Annotated in this window: 14 protein-coding genes; 6 read left to right on the top strand and 8 right to left on the bottom strand. The window is 57.3% G+C overall.

What is annotated here, in order from left to right; translation table 11 throughout:
- Positions 1-96 precede the first annotated feature (96 nt).
- Together repB and repA are read right to left on the bottom strand one after the other, a co-directional pair.
- Entirely contained in the window at positions 97-1,107 is a 1,011-nt protein-coding gene (repB, locus tag ACQZ63_RS06775) for a plasmid partitioning protein RepB (protein WP_003511631.1), read from the bottom strand.
- The gene (gene repA, locus ACQZ63_RS06770; protein WP_029658853.1) at positions 1,104-2,318 is read right to left on the bottom strand and encodes a plasmid partitioning protein RepA; all 1,215 of its coding nucleotides are present in this window, start codon (positions 2,316-2,318) and stop codon (positions 1,104-1,106) included. The genes repB and repA overlap by 4 nt, the downstream gene beginning before the upstream one ends.
- A 440-nt stretch (positions 2,319-2,758) precedes the next feature.
- Between repA and ACQZ63_RS06765 the strand changes: the two genes are divergently transcribed.
- From ACQZ63_RS06765 to ACQZ63_RS06750, 4 genes are all read left to right on the top strand, one after another.
- Positions 2,759-4,144, top strand: coding sequence for an FAD/NAD(P)-binding protein (locus tag ACQZ63_RS06765; RefSeq protein ID WP_113555464.1), 1,386 nt, complete (start codon positions 2,759-2,761; stop codon positions 4,142-4,144).
- Positions 4,145-4,561: 417 nt separating this feature from the next.
- Positions 4,562-4,957 carry a RidA family protein gene (locus ACQZ63_RS06760; protein ID WP_003511636.1) on the top strand — a complete coding sequence of 132 codons (396 nt, stop codon included), beginning with the start codon at positions 4,562-4,564 and terminating at the stop codon, positions 4,955-4,957.
- Positions 4,958-4,989: 32 nt separating this feature from the next.
- Positions 4,990-6,078: a D-TA family PLP-dependent enzyme gene (locus ACQZ63_RS06755; protein WP_113555465.1), complete on the top strand. Its 1,089-nt coding sequence runs from the start codon at positions 4,990-4,992 to the stop codon at positions 6,076-6,078.
- A gap of 70 nt (positions 6,079-6,148) precedes the next feature.
- Positions 6,149-7,627 carry a M81 family metallopeptidase gene (locus ACQZ63_RS06750; RefSeq protein ID WP_448799113.1) on the top strand — a complete coding sequence of 493 codons (1,479 nt, stop codon included), beginning with the start codon at positions 6,149-6,151 and terminating at the stop codon, positions 7,625-7,627.
- 12 nt (positions 7,628-7,639) lie between these two features.
- On the opposite strand, the gene ACQZ63_RS06745 is transcribed toward ACQZ63_RS06750, so the two are convergent.
- The 6 genes from ACQZ63_RS06745 to hutI all read right to left on the bottom strand — a co-directional run bounded on the left by ACQZ63_RS06745 (position 7,640) and on the right by hutI (position 14,787).
- Positions 7,640-8,209 (bottom strand): HutD/Ves family protein, encoded by a 570-nt coding sequence (locus tag ACQZ63_RS06745; RefSeq protein WP_448799112.1) that lies wholly within the window; start codon positions 8,207-8,209, stop codon positions 7,640-7,642.
- A 43-nt stretch (positions 8,210-8,252) separates the two neighbouring features.
- On the bottom strand, positions 8,253-9,260 hold the full coding sequence (locus ACQZ63_RS06740; RefSeq protein ID WP_236768962.1) for an alpha/beta fold hydrolase: 1,008 nt from the start codon (positions 9,258-9,260) through the stop codon (positions 8,253-8,255).
- 245 nt (positions 9,261-9,505) lie between these two features.
- Positions 9,506-11,179: a urocanate hydratase gene (gene hutU, locus ACQZ63_RS06735; RefSeq protein ID WP_025595291.1), complete on the bottom strand. Its 1,674-nt coding sequence runs from the start codon at positions 11,177-11,179 to the stop codon at positions 9,506-9,508.
- Complete coding sequence (hutG, locus tag ACQZ63_RS06730; protein WP_111801869.1) at positions 11,176-11,994, bottom strand: N-formylglutamate deformylase; 819 nt, start codon at positions 11,992-11,994, stop codon at positions 11,176-11,178. Before hutG ends, hutU begins: the two co-directional genes overlap by 4 nt.
- Before the next feature lies 1 nt (position 11,995).
- A complete protein-coding gene (gene hutH, locus ACQZ63_RS06725) occupies positions 11,996-13,531 on the bottom strand; it encodes a histidine ammonia-lyase (RefSeq protein ID WP_003511646.1) in 1,536 nt (511 codons plus the stop codon).
- Positions 13,528-14,787, bottom strand: a complete 1,260-nt coding sequence (hutI, locus tag ACQZ63_RS06720) for an imidazolonepropionase (protein ID WP_035199810.1) — start codon at positions 14,785-14,787, stop codon at positions 13,528-13,530. Before hutI ends, hutH begins: the two co-directional genes overlap by 4 nt.
- A 115-nt stretch (positions 14,788-14,902) precedes the next feature.
- Between hutI and ACQZ63_RS06715 the strand changes: the two genes are divergently transcribed.
- Together ACQZ63_RS06715 and hutC are read left to right on the top strand one after the other, a co-directional pair.
- Complete coding sequence (locus ACQZ63_RS06715) at positions 14,903-16,249, top strand: formimidoylglutamate deiminase (RefSeq protein WP_111801870.1); 1,347 nt, start codon at positions 14,903-14,905, stop codon at positions 16,247-16,249.
- A 48-nt stretch (positions 16,250-16,297) separates the two neighbouring features.
- On the top strand, positions 16,298-17,023 hold the full coding sequence (gene hutC / locus ACQZ63_RS06710; RefSeq protein WP_025595286.1) for a histidine utilization repressor: 726 nt from the start codon (positions 16,298-16,300) through the stop codon (positions 17,021-17,023).
- The last annotated feature ends 588 nt before the right edge of the window (positions 17,024-17,611 follow it).

Raw genomic sequence — 17,611 nt, 5'->3', positions numbered from 1 at the left:
TTTGGTTGCTTAGATCAAAGAAAGGCTTCCGTGCGGCAACGTTCGGGGGCTTTTTTCTTTTGTAATGCGTCTCCTGTTAGTCGTTGGTATTAACAATCACTGCTTGGACCGGTATTCGGCAAACAGCGCCTGAAGATGTTCCAGAACGAAATCGGCAAATTCCGGCGCCTCGTTCTTGTCGATGGATATATCCAGCTTACGGTCGCTTTCGACCACCTTTGCCAGTCTGCTGCCAGTTTCCGAAGACCAGACACCGGCTTTCTTTGCCTGTGCCTTGGGTTTCAGAAAATCCAGAAGCGACTTGAAGCGTTCTTCGGACGGAAGAGCGGCAACGGATGGCTCCCGTACATAAGCGCGCGCCGCTTCCTTGACCTGTGACGAGGAGAGCTGATCTGCGAGATCCATCCAGTTACGGCGACCGACGGTGGGTGCCGGACCAATAAGATCGACCAGATCCTCGGGAATGCGACCGACAACCGATAGCATGTTGGAAAGATCGCCCTTGTGCAGGGACATCGCCGCCATGATCGTATCACGCGGAAACCGCATCTGCAGTTTCTGGGCGAAGCGCGCCTTTTCGATATAGGTTAGGTCACGGCGCTCGTTGTTCTCCTGTCCCTGGGCGACGACCAGCTGTTCGTCGCTGAGATCGCGAACCACGGCCTTGACCGGAATACCCAGGTTGGAAACGGCGCGCAGACGGCGATGGCCAAATGCGACCTGATAACGTCCCGGAAATTCGGGATGAGGGCGCACCAGAATGGGAACCTGCTGGCCCTGCTCACGAATAGCCTCCACCAGGCCTGCATCCGCCTCTTCTGAGGCTGGCATGCGGTCGGGTATGAAGGACGGATCGATATCAGCAGGATTGAGCGAAACGATCGTAAGGCCCTCTGCGAGCCGTTTTTCGATCTCTTCAGCACGCTTGGAGCGTTCCGACACTTCGTTCAGAGACTGGCCGATCATGCCGACTGGCGAGTTCAACACATCCGTCACCAGTTCGGGAGAACCGAGGATGGGTCTGACACGCGGACGGGACCGCTCGGGAGTGGTATCGTTGTCTGTGCCTGGCGTGCCAAGATTGGCGAAAATCTGTTTTCTGCTCATGCTGCCCTACCCCACGCTTTTTTAATCAATCCCTCGATTTCAGCGTTCACGTTGTTCATGGCTTCCAGTGCGCGGTCATAGGTGGAGCGCGTGAACTGGGTTCTTTCCACCTCGAAAAGCGTCTGGTTGGTCAATCCGGCATCCGAAACGGCCGTGCTTTTCAGCATCGGGTGAATGAGGACGTTTTCACCGAAGATCGAGCGCAGGAAAGCCACCATCTGGTTCTGCGGCCCATCGCTCGGTTCGAAACGCGTGATGAGGTAACGCATCCAGTTATAATCGGAGCGTGCGCCGGCCCTGCCGATTTCAGCGAGAAGATCGCCAGTCATGGCAAGGAACTGGTTCATGGACATGACATCAAGCATTTGCGGATGAACGGTCACGAGAACCGATGTTGCTGCCGTCAGCGCCGAAAGCGTCAGGTAACCGAGTTGCGGTGGGCAATCGATGACCACGACGTCGTAGAAATTCTGGGCCTGGGCGATTGCCTGGCCGATGCGAGCGAAGAACAGCGTGTCGCCTGGTGCGCGACGCATCAGTGCACGCGGGGTATCATGTTCGAACTCCATAAGCTCCAGATTGCCCGGAACGATATGAAGGTTGGGAATATAGGTGCCGCGAACGATTTCGGCGATCGGCCGGCGTTCGTCATCGTAGCGGATCGCGCCGTAGAGCGTTTCATTCGGGCCGACATCCATTTCGGGCTGGTGACCGAAGAGAGCGGAGAGACTGGCCTGCGGATCGAGATCGATAGCCAGAACCCGGTAACCACGCAGTGCCAGATATTGTGCCAGATGCGCGGATGTCGTGGTCTTACCCGAACCGCCTTTGAAATTCATCACGGCGATGACCTGCAATTCCTCGCCGTCGCGACGGTGGGGCAGATAGCGACGCGTGCCGCGCGCGCCCTGATCGAGAAACTTTCTGATCTCGTCCATATCCTCTACCGAATAGGAACGACGACCGGATGCCTGCGCTGCATCGAGCTCCGGACGCTCAGCGGCGATCTGACGAAGATAGGCTTCACCGATGCCGATCAGCCGGGCGGTTTCTGCCGGCGAAAAATGGCGCATACTCTTTTCGGTATGCGGTGAAAACGTATTCGCATTATGCGCCTGCAATTGGGCTGACAATGCGGCCGAATGCTGTTGTATAAGGCTCGTGAGGTCGGGTGCCCCTGCAGCAAATCTTGAGTCGGCACTCTGTGTCATGGATCTACTTTCGCTCGATATTGCAGTTGCGGTTTTTTTCGAAAAAGACGGTTTTTTCCGCAACTGAGATATAAGCGCCGATTCTCTTTTTGGCGCAATAGGCTTTTTTCCCGGATGCAGAAGTACCGCTAAGGCATTGTGGAAGAATCAGTTTTGCTTTTTGTGACAGTTTTTCGGTTAGCCGCGGCTAACTTCATCTTCGTTCTGGCTGAGACGCGGTTTTTCGACTTCCTTTAAAACTGACAAGGAGCGATCAGAGCGAAAGTTTGCCGCGGCTAACTTTGGGAATCCCGCGCACCAAATGTGCAAGGCGCGATCCCGCCGGCGGAAAGTGAAGGGTAGACATTGGCAGATGTTTAATCTCTACTCATCGACTAGAGTATCAACGGGTTCGGCGCCCACCGCCTGACCTTTCGTGCTGTCGCAGGTTGGAGGAATAAATGTCCTATGATGTCGCTATCGTCGGTTCGGGTTTCTCGGCCATCTGTACCGCCGCTCATCTCTTATCATCCCTGCCCGGGGACGCGTCGATCGCCATTGTCGGCGACGAGTCGGATTTCGGGCGCGGTACGGCCTATCGTACCGAGTTGCCCTATCACCGGCTCAATGTGCCCGCAGGGCGGATGAGCGTATTCCCCGACAGGCCGGATGACTTTCTCGATTGGCTGACGGAGAATGGGCTCGGCAATGATCCATTGGCTTTTGCCTCACGTGGCGACTACGGCCTCTATCTCAGGGACAGGCTCGCCAGCCTGCTGAGAAGCCGGGATCAGCGGGCGAGGGTGGACTTCATCCGTGCCAAGGCTTCAGCCTGTCGCCCGGATGGCAATGGCGGTTTCTCTTTTGCACTGGAGAATGGTGAGAAGCTGCGCGCGAAAAATGTTGTCTTATGTCTTGGTGTCGGCGCGGCAAGTTTGCCGGTGCAAACTCTGGCGAAAGATGACGACGCGCCGCATCGCATTATCGGGCATTGCTGGCAGTCCGGATGGCTGTCGAAAGTAAAGGCGGGGGACCGCATCTGTATTCTGGGTTCTGGCCTGACGATGATAGATCAGGTCTTGACGCTTCGAGGAAAGGGACACCGTGGCCCAATCCACGTATTGTCCCGCCGGGGACTTGTGCCGCATCCACATATCAGCCCACCCCTGTCGCCAGCTGATCCGCGCTTACAAGAAGGTTCGACCGAGATCAGCCGGTTAGTGCAGGCTCTGCGTAAGCAGGTGAAAGATGGTGCGTCGTGGCGTAGTGTCATGGATGGTCTACGGCCGAAGACCCAGCTGCTTTGGCAGAGCCTGACATCTGAGCAGCGAAGCCGGTTTCTCCGCCATGCTTTGCCCTGGTGGAACATTCACCGGCACCGAATCGCGCCCGAAGTGCATAAGGCTTTTGAAAAGCTGTTATCTGACGGCGTTCTAGAGATCCATGCCGGTTATCTCCGCTCTCTCGACGAGCAGGACGAGGGGATCGCCGTACTTTATCGCCGTCGGCATACGGAGACGCTTAGAGAGTTTCAGGTCGATTGGGTCGTTAATTGTACCGGAATGGAGAGGGCGGGGATCGGTCATTCACGGCTTCTGGAAACCATGCGGGACGATGGCGTGCTTTTGCTCGACGCGTTTGGTCTTGGGGTCGAGGTCGATGGCCAGTCGCGCTTGTCAAGCTCGGACGGGCAGGTCTGGCCTGGCCTGTTTGCCGCCGGGGCGCTGACGGCGGGCCGCTTTTGGGAGATAACCGCCGTGCCGGATATCCGCGTGCAGGCGCAAAAGATCGCGCAAGCTGTCACGGATAGAGTAGTGTCGGACCGGCGGGTTTCGGCACACGGTTGATGTGAAGGAAAGAACACTCGCACAGTGCCAGGTCTTGAAGATTTTGCGCTTGAGACTGTTCCTCTAACTTTTCAGATACTGAGGTTTGCCGCGGCTAACCTCTCTATTTCTCTCATCAGGCAGCCATCCGAATGTACCGGACTTTCCTCATTACGCGATAGAGCTAAGGGTTAGTAAGAGCCGTGGCTCAGCCAATAGCCGCTTCCATAGATCGCGACAGACAATGGGTTTTGAGCCTCATTATTCGGTTCGACAACGTGCGGCGATACGAATAGCTCACCGTGACGTCCATCCGTCCGCGAGTTGATGATTTACACAATTGCTAAATTATTTACATCACTTATGGAATATTGATGCAAAACGAGCTATTAAACCCTTAAAAATACGATTTCTATGAAAATTATTTGCGAGGCATCTATGGAAAAGCAGAAACTGGTACGATTCGAGACGGCTGACGCTCAGGCTGGCGGACAGCGCAGGCCTTTTGCCAAGGCCGTGCGGGCCGGTGATTTCGTCTATGTGTCTGGACAGGTGCCAACAGTCGATGGTGAAGTAGTAACTGGCGGCATTGTGGCTCAGACCGAGCAGGTTGTGGCCAATATCATGGATGTTCTGGCGCTTGCGGATTGTACACTCGCCGATGTCGTCAAGGTCAATGTCTGGCTGGATGATGCCCGGGATTTTTCGAGTTTCAACGCGGTCTTCCAGAAATATTTCATCGATCATCCACCGGCACGTTCAACCGTGCAGTCGCCCCTGATGGTCGATGCGAAGGTTGAAATGGATGTTATAGCCTATAAGCCACTGGTTTGATTGCCAATTTCCGATTCTGAGAGCGTTTGACGATGACCTACCCCTGGCCTGACGAAGGCACTCCACTCGATGCGATCTCGACGCCGATGCCCGTGATCGACGAGGACCGACTTGCCGCCAACATTGCGCGGGCGCAGTCCTATCTTGATGGACATGACAAGATTTTTCGCCCCCATATCAAGACGCATAAGATACCAGCCATTGCGAAGCAGCAGCTTCAGGCGGGCGCCATTGGCATCAATTGCCAGAAGGTCAGCGAGGCGGAAGTTTTCGCGGATGCCGGTTTCGACGACATTCTCATTACCTACAATATCCTCGGCGTGGCGAAACTCTCGCGGCTGAGGGCATTGAATGCGCGTATAAGGCAACTGAGCGTCGTCGCCGACAGCGCCGTGACGATTGCCGGCCTTGCCGGCACATTCGACGCGGAAAGACCGCTTTCCGTTCTTGTCGAATGCGATACCGGCGGAAAACGCTGCGGTGTGCAGACCCCGGAAGCCGTGTTGCAGCTTGCAGAAAAGATCGTCGCGGCACCGGGCCTCAATTTCAAGGGCATTTTGACCTATCCGGCACCCGGTGGCGCTGAAAAGGTGGAGAACTTCATTCGGGAAACCATGGCGTTGCTTGCGGAAAAGGGCATTGACTGCCCGGTTCGCTCCAGTGGCGGCTCACCGGATTTTTTCTCTGCTCACCTCGTTCCCTCCGCAACCGAATATCGGGCGGGCACCTATGTATATAATGATCGTTCGATGCTGCGCGCCGGACATTGCAACGCTGGCGACCTGGCAATGCATGTTCTTGCCACCGTGGTGTCGCGACCGACACCTGATCGCGCTGTGCTCGATTGTGGCTCCAAGGCTTTGACCTCCGATCTCCTTGGGTTCAGCGATTACGGGCTGATTGAAGGGTATGAAGGCGCGAAAATCATGTCGCTTTCGGAAGAACATGCGGTGGTCGATTTGTCGGGCTGCACATCGGGGCGGCCGGAAATCGGTGAGCTGGTCAAGGTTGTGCCGAACCACACCTGCGTCATTACTAATCTTTTCGACAGGATGGTTTTCCATCGAAACGGTATCGTGACGCGGGTGGAAGACGTCACAGCACGCGGCACCGTCTGGTAACATTACCCGGCTAATTAAATTGCAAAAAAATGCTGCTGAAAAGCGGGCATCGGCAACGAGAATGACAGTCATGCGCATATTCACGGCATCGCTTGCCACCGAAACCAACACGTTTTCACCCGTCCCGACGGACATGGACGCCTTTCGCGCGGCTTTTTACGCTGGGCCCGGCGAACATCCGGAAACGCCGACACTATGCTCCTCACCGGTACCAATTCTGCGCCGGCGCGGGAAAGCGGAAGGGTTTACGGTAATCGAGGGTACCTCCTGCTGGGCGGAACCGGCGGGGCTGATACAGCGCCAGACCTATGAAACGCTGCGCGATACGATTCTTGCCGAGCTTGCCGCCGCCCTGCCGGTCGACGCGGTAATTCTTGGTCTACATGGCGCCATGGTCGCGCAGGGTTATGATGATCCGGAAGGCGATTTCCTGTCACATGTCCGCACGCTTGTTGGTCCCGACGTACTGATCGCGGCGGAATTCGATCCCCACAGCCATTTGACCCCTTTAAGGGTCGAAAATCTCGATATCATGGCGACGTTTCTGGAATTCCCGCATACGGATTTTGAGGAACGTGGTGAGCACGTCGTTGAACTGGCACTTCGCACCCTCCGCGGAGAAATCAGGCCGGTTATTTCCACTTTCGATTGCCGTATGATCACCATTTACCCCACCAGCCGCGAACCGATGCGTTCTTATGTTGACCGTTTGAAGGCTTTGGAGGGCAAGGACGGCGTGCTGTCTATTTCCATCATTCACGGTTTCATGGCAGGCGATGTACCAGATATGGGCACGCGTATCGTCGTCGTGACAGATAATGATAGGGCAAAAGGTGACGCACTGGCCGAAAAACGCGGCCATGAGCTTTATGCCATGCGCAAGTTGACTGCCATGCCGATGCTCGACACGGAATCGGGTCTCGACAGGGCTCTCGCCATTCGTAGTGAGCATCCGGATATGCCGGTCGTGGTGTCGGATATATGGGATAATCCCGGTGGCGGCGTTGCGGGTGATGCCACCCATATTCTGCGGCGCATGGTGGAGCGCGGCATGGACAATATCGGTGTGGCAACGATCTGGGATCCGATTGCTGTGTCTTTCTGTCACGCGGCAGGCGAGGGGGCGGAGATTGATCTGCGTATTGGCGGCAAATCCAGTCCCGAAGGTGGCGAGCCGCTCGATTTCCGGATCAGGGTCATGCGCACTGCAGAAGCAGGGTGGCAGAGTTTCCGAAATAGCCGCGTCACGCTCGGCCGCGCCGCCGTCGTTCGACCGGTCGGAACGGAAATCGATATCATTCTCATTACCAGCCGCACGCAAACTTATGAGCCGGATATCTTTTCCAATCTCGGCATTGATTTTGCCAGGAAAGACGTGCTGCTGGTGAAGTCCACCAACCACTTCCATGCGGGTTTTGCGCCGGTCGCTTCCGAGATCGTTTATATCGCCGCGCCCACTTCCTATCCGACCGATCCGGCCACAACCGCCTATCGCAAGGCAAGCCTCCAGCTATGGCCACGGGTGGCCGATCCGCTGGGGTTGGACTGAGGCTGCGGCGCTTCAGATATCTTGTAGCGTGATCAGAAAGAATATGCCTTCACCATGATCTGCCTCGATGGTGAACGGCACGCTTTCCGTGATGAAAACGCTATCCAGCTTCTCCAGCCGGGCTGTGTCGTTGTTGACGGCGACCGTCAGAGGATCGAGCGCGAGGATCAGCCTTGTTCCCGTTGCCGCTTGCATCGAGCGGCTGCCGGATAGTCTTTGCACGCCGTGGGCGAAGGATGAGCGGCGCGTCATGATGTTCAGGTCGACTATCGCGCCGTCCATCAGGGTCGCATCCACGGGAACATCGGCGGCAAAGGGCATGGGGGTACTCTTCGTCGTCAGCGCCACCGGCTCATGACCCGAAATAGCGAGTGCAAGGCCGTTTCCCTCGATAATCGCAAGCGTGCGGTCTATGCCGGGGAAGCTGGAAAATGGTCCGTCCTGAGCAACGGTCGCCATGCTGACGCGCCAGTCGAATGCATCCACGGAAGCACCCGGCGGATGGATGGCGATTTCCACCGTAACGCCGCCGCCATTTTTCCACGGCATGGTTTTGTATTCGGAAGCGCGTAATATTCTCATGTGATGTCCAGAATCGGGTCGTTAAGGGGGCGGGGGCGGAAGTTTACGATCCGCGATCATTCTCGATGCGTCGCTCAATCGTTTTTTGGACCGCCTTTAAATCGGATGGCCGGCCGGCAACCTTTTCGATCGCGGCAATGGCAAGGTCACTGGCGACATAGTCAGATTTATGCCCGAGATTGTGCACGACGATCAAAGTGGAGCCGCGAATATCTCTGGCGAGATGACGGGAATGCACCTCTGGCGAGACGATCGTGTCCGTATCACCGGTTATGATGACGGTTGGTGCCGTGATGCGCCGATACTCCGAGGAAGCTCCACGCGCCCATTCATTGAGAGCCGCGACCTCCTGCGCATTGTGCCGAAAGGCCCTGGGCCGCAGGGCCGCTACGGAATGCGTTGCTTCCACATAACCGGCGGGTCTGGAATTGGGTGCAAAAACACCGCGCGTTGCCTGATCCAATGCCAGGAGGCCGGCGGGCGGAGCAATGAAGGTGCTGAACAGCGGACCGGTAAAGGGCGCATTTGCCGCTGTGTAATACCAGGCGATGCCACCCTCCCATGGATAGACAGCGGGAGAAAGGAATACGAGGCCCGCGACCATCTCCGGATGACGGACCGCAAGCGATGCCGCGATGGCGCCGCCAAAGGAATGTCCGACGATAATCGCTCTCGGGACGCCTCGCTTTTTCATAAGCTGGGCAATGGCGTCCGCCTGTCCATCCGGGAGAATATTTGCCTTGCCGCCGATATCCGAATTGCCGTGCCCTGGCCTGTCGACAAATAGCAGTTTTGCACGGCCTCTCAGCTTTTCGAGAAACGAAAACATCGGATCATAGAGACTGGCGCTTGCGCCGTGAATGAAGAGGATCGGCGGAAGCTCGGCGCTTTTTCCCGGCTCGACCAAGATGCTGTTCAGCTTGTAGCCGCCCACATCGATCCGCACGGGAACATTTTGCTGCTTTTCGGACGCCACGGCATTCGTAGCGGAAACCGGAAGAAGTGCCCCGAGCAGGAGGGTAAAGGCAAGCGGAAGGAACCTGTGCGCCATTCTTTGATCTACCATGTCCTTCATGCCTGCCTAACGGTTAGCGCGGCTTTCAAACGAGCATACAGTCGGTCGGTTAAAAACAGCAACGGAAGAAAGCCGCAGACAGAACAGAAGTTCCACCGGGCGCCGACAGCGGCGTCGAAACTGATGCGGCACCGCTGTCGGCACTGTACGATGGGTGGATCGCGGCTCTCTTCCCGGATCAGATAAACGGCGTAGCCTGAAGACTGCGCCGAGTTTTTTCTTTAGTTACCGAGAATGCCGGGCAGTCGCAGGCCCTGCTCTTTTGCGCATTCCACGGCGATTTCGTAACCGGCATCGGCATGGCGCATGACGCCGGTTGCCGGGTCGTTCCACAGCACGCGCTCTATGCGGCGGGCCGCGTCATCGGTGCCGTCGCAGCAGATGACCATGCCGGAATGCTGGGAAAAGCCCATGCCGACTCCGCCGCCGTGGTGCAGGGAAACCCATGTCGCGCCGGATGCGGTATTGAGCAGCGCGTTCAGCAGCGGCCAGTCGGATACGGCATCCGAACCGTCCTGCATGGCTTCGGTCTCGCGGTTCGGCGAGGCGACGGAGCCGCTGTCGAGGTGGTCGCGGCCGATGACGATCGGAGCGCTGAGCTCGCCGTTCTTGACCATTTCGTTGAAAGCAAGACCGAGACGATGGCGATCACCAAGGCCTACCCAGCAGATACGCGCCGGCAGGCCCTGGAAGGCGATGCGCTCGGCGGCCATATCAAGCCAATTGTGCAGGTGCTTGTTGTCGGGCAGCAGTTCCTTCACCTTGGCGTCGGTCTTGCGGATGTCTTCCGGGTCACCCGATAGTGCCGCCCAGCGGAACGGGCCGACGCCGCGGCAAAACAGCGGGCGGATATAGGCCGGAACGAAGCCCGGGAAGGCGAAAGCGTTTTCCAGCCCTTCTTCTTTTGCCACCTGGCGGATGTTGTTGCCGTAGTCGAAAGTCGGAATGCCCATGTCCTGGAAGGCAATCATCGCTTCGACATGTTCGCGCATCGAGGCACGGGCAGCTTTTTCGACGGCTTTCGGGTCGCTCTCGCGCTTTTCCTTCCACTTGGCCATCGTCCAGCCCTTCGGCAGATAGCCGTTGATCGGGTCGTGCGCCGAGGTCTGGTCGGTTACCATGTCTGGACGGATGCCGCGGCGGACCATTTCCGGCAGGATTTCAGCGGTGTTGCCGAGCAGGCCGACGGACTTTGCCTCACCGGCGGCTGTCCAGCGCTCAATCATCTCCATCGCCTCATCAAGAGTTTCGGCGCGGGCATCGACGTAGCGGGTGCGCAGACGGAAATCGATCGAATCGGGATTGCATTCAATGGCAAGGCAGCAGGCACCGGCCATCACGGCGGCAAGTGGCTGGGCGCCGCCCATGCCGCCAAGGCCGCCGGTCAGAACCCATTTGCCTGTGAGATCGCCGTTATAGTGCTGGCGACCGGCCTCCACGAAGGTTTCGTAGGTGCCCTGCACGATGCCCTGGCTGCCGATATAGATCCACGAACCGGCGGTCATCTGGCCGTACATGGCAAGACCCTTTTTATCCAGCTCGTTGAAATGATCCCATGTCGCCCAGTGCGGCACGAGGTTGGAGTTGGCAATCAGCACGCGCGGCGCATCCTTGTGGGTGCGGAACACGCCGACCGGTTTGCCGGACTGGACCATCAGCGTTTCGTCTTCGTTAAGGTCGCGCAGGGTCGCGACGATCTTGTCGAAATCCGCCCAGGTGCGGGCGGCACGGCCGATGCCACCATAAACCACAAGTTCATGCGGGTTCTCGGCCACTTCAGGATCGAGATTGTTCATCAGCATGCGCAGCGGCGCTTCTGTCATCCACGATTTCGCGGTCAGCTCGGTTCCACGCGCAGCGCGGACGTCGCGGATATTGTGACGAGGATTGGTCATTTGGTTCCCCTTTTGGTGTGTGGGAGTGTCAGCGCAGTCGTTTCGATGCGCGTGAGAATGTCTTTCAGGTGGATACGAAGCTTGGTGGCCTTGGCGTCGTCATAGGCAAACGGCAGTGCCTCTGTCGTTAGATGGGTGGATTGCGCCAGTTCCATCTGGATGGCGTGCACGCCGGTTTCGGGCTTTCCGTAGTGGCGTGTCGTCCAGCCACCCTTGAAGCGACCGTTGAGAATGCTGGTGTAACCTTCTGCCGAAGCGGTCGCTTCGACCGCCATTGTCTCGATGGCTGGGTCGCAGGTCCTGCCCATATCCGTACCGATGTTGAAATCCGGCAGCTTGCCTTCGAACAGGAACGGGATATGCGAGCGGATCGAATGGCAATCATAGAGAATGGCGATGCCGTGAATGGCCTTAACCCGCTCGATTTCCGCGGCAAGGGCCGCGTGATAGGGTGCATGAAACGTTTCCAGCCGAGAGACGATGTCGTCCTGATTCGGTTCCTGCCCCTCATTCCAGATCGATTTGCCGTCGAAATCGGTTTCCGGAACAAGGCCTGTGGTGTTTTGTCCCGGATAGAGGCTAACGCCTTCAGGATTGCGGTTGGCATCGATCACATAACGATGAAAGGTGGCGCGAACCGTCGTCGCGTCGGGGAGCAGATCCGCGTAGAGATCATGAATATGCCAGTCGGTATCGGCAAGCATCTTGCCGTTGTCGTTCAAGCGTTGCCAAATCGCTGCGGGAACATCGGTGCCGGTGTGGGGCAGGCCGAGAATGACGGGCGATGTGCCTTCTTTAATATCGAAGACGCGCATCTCACGCCTCCAGCTTCGGAAGAATGCCGTCGGAAATCACGGACACAAGAGCGCCGGTAGCAATAAGGTCGGATGCCGCCTTCAGATCGGGTGCCATATAACGGTCCTCTTCCAGTGAAGGGATCGCCTGACGCAGCACGGCGATTGCCTTTTGCAGCTCCGGGCTGGTTTTCAATGGCCCACGCAGCTCAACGCCCTGAACCGCCGAAAGCGCCTCGATGCCGAGGATGGCGAAAAGGTTCTCCGTCATCGGTAGCAGGCGGCGCGCGCCGTGGCAGGCCATGGATACATGGTCTTCCTGATTGGCTGAGGTTGGCGTCGAATCGACCGAAGCCGGATGAGCCATCTGCTTGTTCTCGCTCATCAGCGCAGCGGAGGTGACTTCGGCAATCATCAGGCCGGAATTCAGCCCCGGTTTTTTCGATAAAAATGCCGGAAGGCCATAGGATAGAGCCGGATCGACAAGCAGCGCCACGCGGCGCTGCGCGATCGCGCCGATTTCGCAGATGGCAAGCGCCGTCTGGTCGGCGGCAAATGCCACCGGTTCAGCGTGGAAGTTGCCCCCGGATACGACGGAATTGTCGGAAAGCACCAGCGGATTGTCCGTCACGGCATTGGCTTCGATTTCAAGCGTGCGGGCTACCTGCCGCAGAAGATCGAGGCAGGCGCCGTCCACCTGCGGCTGGCAGCGGATGCAATAGGGATCCTGAACGCGCTCGTCGCCTTCGATATGGCTGACACGGATTTCGGATCCTTCCAGCAGGTTGCGCAGTGCAGCCCCCGCATCGATCTGGCCCTTGTGGCCGCGCAATGTGTGAATATCGGGATGGAAGGGAGCCGAAGAACCCATGGCGGCATCGGTGGAAAGCGCACCTGTTATCAGCGCTGCCTGTGCCGCGCGGTGAGCGCGGAAAAGACCGGCAAGCGCCAGCGCCGTCGAGGTTTGCGTGCCGTTGATCAGCGCCAACCCTTCCTTGGCGGCGAGCACGACCGGGGTCAGCCCGGCTTTAGTGAGAGCTTCGCCGGCGGGCAGAAGCGTACCTTCATAGAAAGCCTCGCCTTCGCCCATCATCACGGCGGCCATATGGGCAAGCGGCGCGAGATCCCCCGACGCTCCGACCGAACCCTTTTCCGGGATGGAAGGGATGACACCCTTTTCCAGCATGTCCTCAATCAGCCGCACCAGTTCCAGCCGCACGCCGGAGGCGCCGCGACCAAGCGAAATCAGCTTCAGCGCCATGATCAGGCGCACGACATTTTCCGGAAGCGCCGCACCGACGCCGCAGCAATGTGACAGGATGAGGTTACGCTGCAGCGTCGCCACATCGGCTGCGTCGATCTTGATCGAGGCGAGTTTGCCGAAACCGGTATTGATGCCATAGACCGGAGCGTTGCCGGCGGCGATCTCGGCGATGCGGGCCGCTGCTTTTTCTATGCCGGCATCGAACGAACGGTCGAGTTTCGCTCTGCCGTTATCCCAGTAGATTGCGGCAAGTTCAGCAAGGGTCACATTGCCTGGGTGAAGCGTGATAGTCATGTAGAAACCTTCTGTCCCTTGAAAATGCGGGCGTGGAGCGGGTTGAAGCCGATGCGGTAGACAAGTTCAGCCGGGCGTTCGATATCCCAGATGGTGAAATCAGCGGATTTTCCTGCTTCCAGCGTGCCAGTTTCCGCAAGCAGGCCGAGCGCCTTTGCGGCATTACGCGTGGTCGCCGTCAGGCATTCCTCCACCGTCATGCGAAAAAGCGTGGCACCCATGTTCATGGTCAGCAACAGGGAAGTCAGTGGTGAGGTGCCAGGATTGCAATCGGTAGCCAGCGCGATGTCAGCGCCTGCATCGCGCAGGGCCTGAACCGGGGGCAGCTGTTTTTCGCGGAGCGCGTAAAAGGCCCCGGGCAGAAGCACGGCCACCGTTCCCGCTTTAGCCAATGCTTTTGCACCGGCCTCATCAAGATATTCCAGATGATCGGCGGAAAGCGCACCGTAGGATGCGGCAAGCTCCGTACCGCCGAGGTTGGAAAGCTGTTCGGCATGCAGCTTGACGGGAAGACCGTACTGTTTTGCCGCTTCGAAAACCCGGGTCATTTCCTCAACGGAAAAGGCGATGCCTTCGCAAAAACCGTCAACCGCATCCGCCAGTCCTTCCGCATTGGCTTTTTCCAGCCCCGGCAGAACCACGTCCATAATGTAGTCGGCGTTACGGCCCTTATATTCGGCCGGTGTCGCATGCGCGGCCAAGTAGCTGGTGACGATTCTAACGGGCCGTAACGTCTCAAGTTTGCGGGCGACGCGCAGCATTTTCAGTTCGGTTTCGATATCAAGACCGTAACCGGATTTTATTTCGAGGGTCGAGACACCCTCCGCCAGAAGCGTATCCAGACGGGGCAATGCCTGTGCCACCAAAGCCTCTTCCGAGAGGGCGCGCGTGTCGCGTACCGAAGAAACGATACCACCGCCCGCTTTGGCGATCTCCTCATAGGTCGCGCCATTGAGGCGCATTTCGAATTCCATGGCGCGGTTGCCGCCGAAGACCAAATGTGTGTGGCAGTCTATCAAGGCCGGGGTGATCCAGCGTCCCTCACAATCGGTTATCTCGTCGGCCGTTGCCAGGTCGGCGGGCAGATCGCTTTCGGCGCCGGCAAAGACGATGCGGTCGTTGCGTATGGCAATGGCAGCATTTTCGATAGCGCCGATGCCATCCATGGTAGGATCAAACGTCGCCAGCCGGGCATTGCGCCACAATGCGGTAGTGTCACCCGTCGCCATTCCCTTTGTATATTTGTTCCCTGGCATTTGCTTTTCGCCTTTCTTTTATGTGCCAAATGTATATACATAATAATCATGTTGGCAAGCCGTAATTTCGTATGCGACGTGGCCTTGTCAGAAGAGATCAAGAGGAGAGGGTGGCATGACGGTAATTCACGCGGGCGCAGCACTTCTGGCCGATGGGTGGGTGCAAGATGTTCGCATCCACTGCAGGGGCGGTGCTGTTTCATCCGTCGAAACCGGTGTTTCTCCGCAGCCGCAGGATGAACGGCATGCCGTTATCGTGCCAGCCATGCCCAATCTCCACAGCCATGCCTTTCAGCGGGCCATGGCAGGGCTTGCTGAAATTCGCGGACCTGCCGATGACAGCTTCTGGAGCTGGCGCACGGTCATGTACAAGTTCGCGCTGTCAATGACACCGGATCATGTCGAGGCGGTTGCTGCCCAGCTTTATATGGAAATGCTGGAAGCCGGTTTTGGACGGGTCGGTGAATTTCATTACCTGCATAACGATATGGATGGTTCGCATTACGGCAATATCGCCGAAATGGCCGAACGTATCGGTGCCGCCGCCTCGCAAACGGGGATCGGCCTGACTTTGCTGCCGGTATTTTATGCGCATTCCGGTTTCGGCGGTCAGCCGCCGATCGACGGTCAGAAACGTTTCATCCATTCGCTCGACAGTTACGAAAGGCTCATGCAGGGCGCCCAAGCCGTGGTGAATGGGCTTCCGGGTGCAACGCTCGGCATCGCGCCACACAGTCTCCGTGCCGTAACTGGTGAAGAACTGGCGGCGATCGAACCGCTGGCGAAAGGCGGCCCGATCCACATTCATGTGGCGGAGCAGGTCAAGGAAATCGAGGACTCGCTCGCCTTTTCAGGTGCGCGGCCGGTGGAGTGGCTTTTGCAGAATGCGCCGGTCGATGATCGCTGGTGCCTTATCCATGCGACGCATATGACAGAAGCCGAAACCCGCCGCATGGCAAAAAGCGGTGCCGTTGCCGGCCTTTGCCCCATCACCGAGGCCAATCTTGGCGACGGCATCTTCCCCGCTCCCGGTTTCATCGCGGAAGGCGGCCATTACGGTGTCGGTTCGGATTCCAACATTTTGATCTCCGTGCCGGAAGAATTGCGGATGCTCGAATATTCGCAGCGCCTGTCGCTTCGGGCGCGAAATGTCATCGCCGATGCCGGTCGTTCCACGGGCGAGAAACTGTTCCAGCAGGCGCTTCACGGCGGTGGCAGGGCGCTGGATTCAAAAAATCAGATAGAAGCGGGAAAAAGCGCTGATTTTGTCGCGCTTGATTGCTCGGCCATTCCCCATCTTCCGGCATCCCAGATTCTCGACCAGTGGATGTTCGCGAGTAGCGTCCATGTCGATACCGTCTGGGTGCGCGGTAAAAAACTGGTGCAAGCGGGCCGGCACGTCCATCGCCATGAAATATCGGATCGCTTCAACAAGGTCATGGCCGAACTTGTCGATAGCTGATATGCGCTCGATAGGAACGACATCGAGCCGTTGGAAGGCATTGCGGACGTGACGAAAGCATCGGCCGGGCAAACCCTGCACCAGCGAATCCTCGGTGATATCGAGGGCCGGATCGTATCGGGCGAATGGCCGCCGGGTCACCGGTTGCCTTTCGAGGTTGATCTCGCCGCCCACTACGATTGCTCCCGAATGACCGTCAACAAGGTCATGGGCCAGCTTGTGAAGGCCGGCTTGATCGAGCGCCGCAAGAAATCCGGCAGTTTCGTCCGCCAGCCGCAGATCCAGTCCGCGGTTCTCGAAATCCACGATATCAGGGCGGAAGTCGAATCCCTTGGCCTGGAATATGGCTTCAAGGTTCTGAAGCGCACGCAGCGTGTCGCAAAGCGTGAGGATCGGACAAGTCTCGATATTGCCATTGGTACATCGCTGCTCGATATCGTCTGCATTCATTTTGCGGGCACGCGGGAATTCTGTATCGAGCAGCGTCTCGTCAATCTGGCAACCGTTCCCGATGCCGCTGAAATCGACTTCACGGAGATTGCACCCGGACCCTGGCTGCTTGGCCATGTTCCCTGGAGCAATGCCGAACACCGCATCAGTGCCGAAACGCCTTCGAAAGATGTGGCACGCCTGTTGGGTATCTCCGACAGGCAGGCCTGCCTTGTCGTGGAGCGGCGCACATGGAGCAATTCGGGTGCCGTCACCTATGTACGCTTCACCTATCCCGGCAATGCGCACGCTCTGGTCGCCCGTTTCAGCCCGTCTTCCGAATAAGACTGGGAAGGGCGCAATGCCTGCAATGCCCAAGAGAGCGCCCTCGTCGTGGTAGGAAAAGTCCTAGCTCCCGTCATGCAGCTCCGAAACGTTAAAATCTGTTAGTTTGTATGACTAATTTCAAACTATCCTTTAAAATCAATACTTTGAATGTTTTTTTTAGAATTTGTATTTTGGTGTGTTGACTTGTTTGAGGGTGATCTCTTATAAGTCCGCTCACTGAACGAGGGCGGCGGCGCTGCTGGCGACGAAGTCTTTCGTTCTAAAGAAATCATGTTGATGAGCTGACTGCTTGTTGTTTTCCAGGGGCTTTTGCTTTTGGGGTTTGATTTTGTGACTGCATTGAGCGGTCTGTTTTTTGACAATTGAATATGAGAAGAAAGAGAAACGTGGGCGGCGAAGCTTGCGGGGTCTGAAGGAATTCAGGCTCTGATGGAATAGACTTTGACGGTCACGTTTTAATGAGACAACACCAATTTTGCGAGCAGAGATGCTTGGATGAAATTGATGTGAGTTCTCGTCGATTCAGAATAACGTGACAATAGTCAATGATTGAATTCTCAACTTGAGAGTTTGATCCTGGCTCAG

The sequence above is a fragment of the Agrobacterium sp. CG160-95 genome (assembly GCF_053521725.1).
The sequence above is the reverse complement of the archived record's forward strand: the minus strand, read 5'-3'. Positions and strand labels throughout refer to the sequence as shown.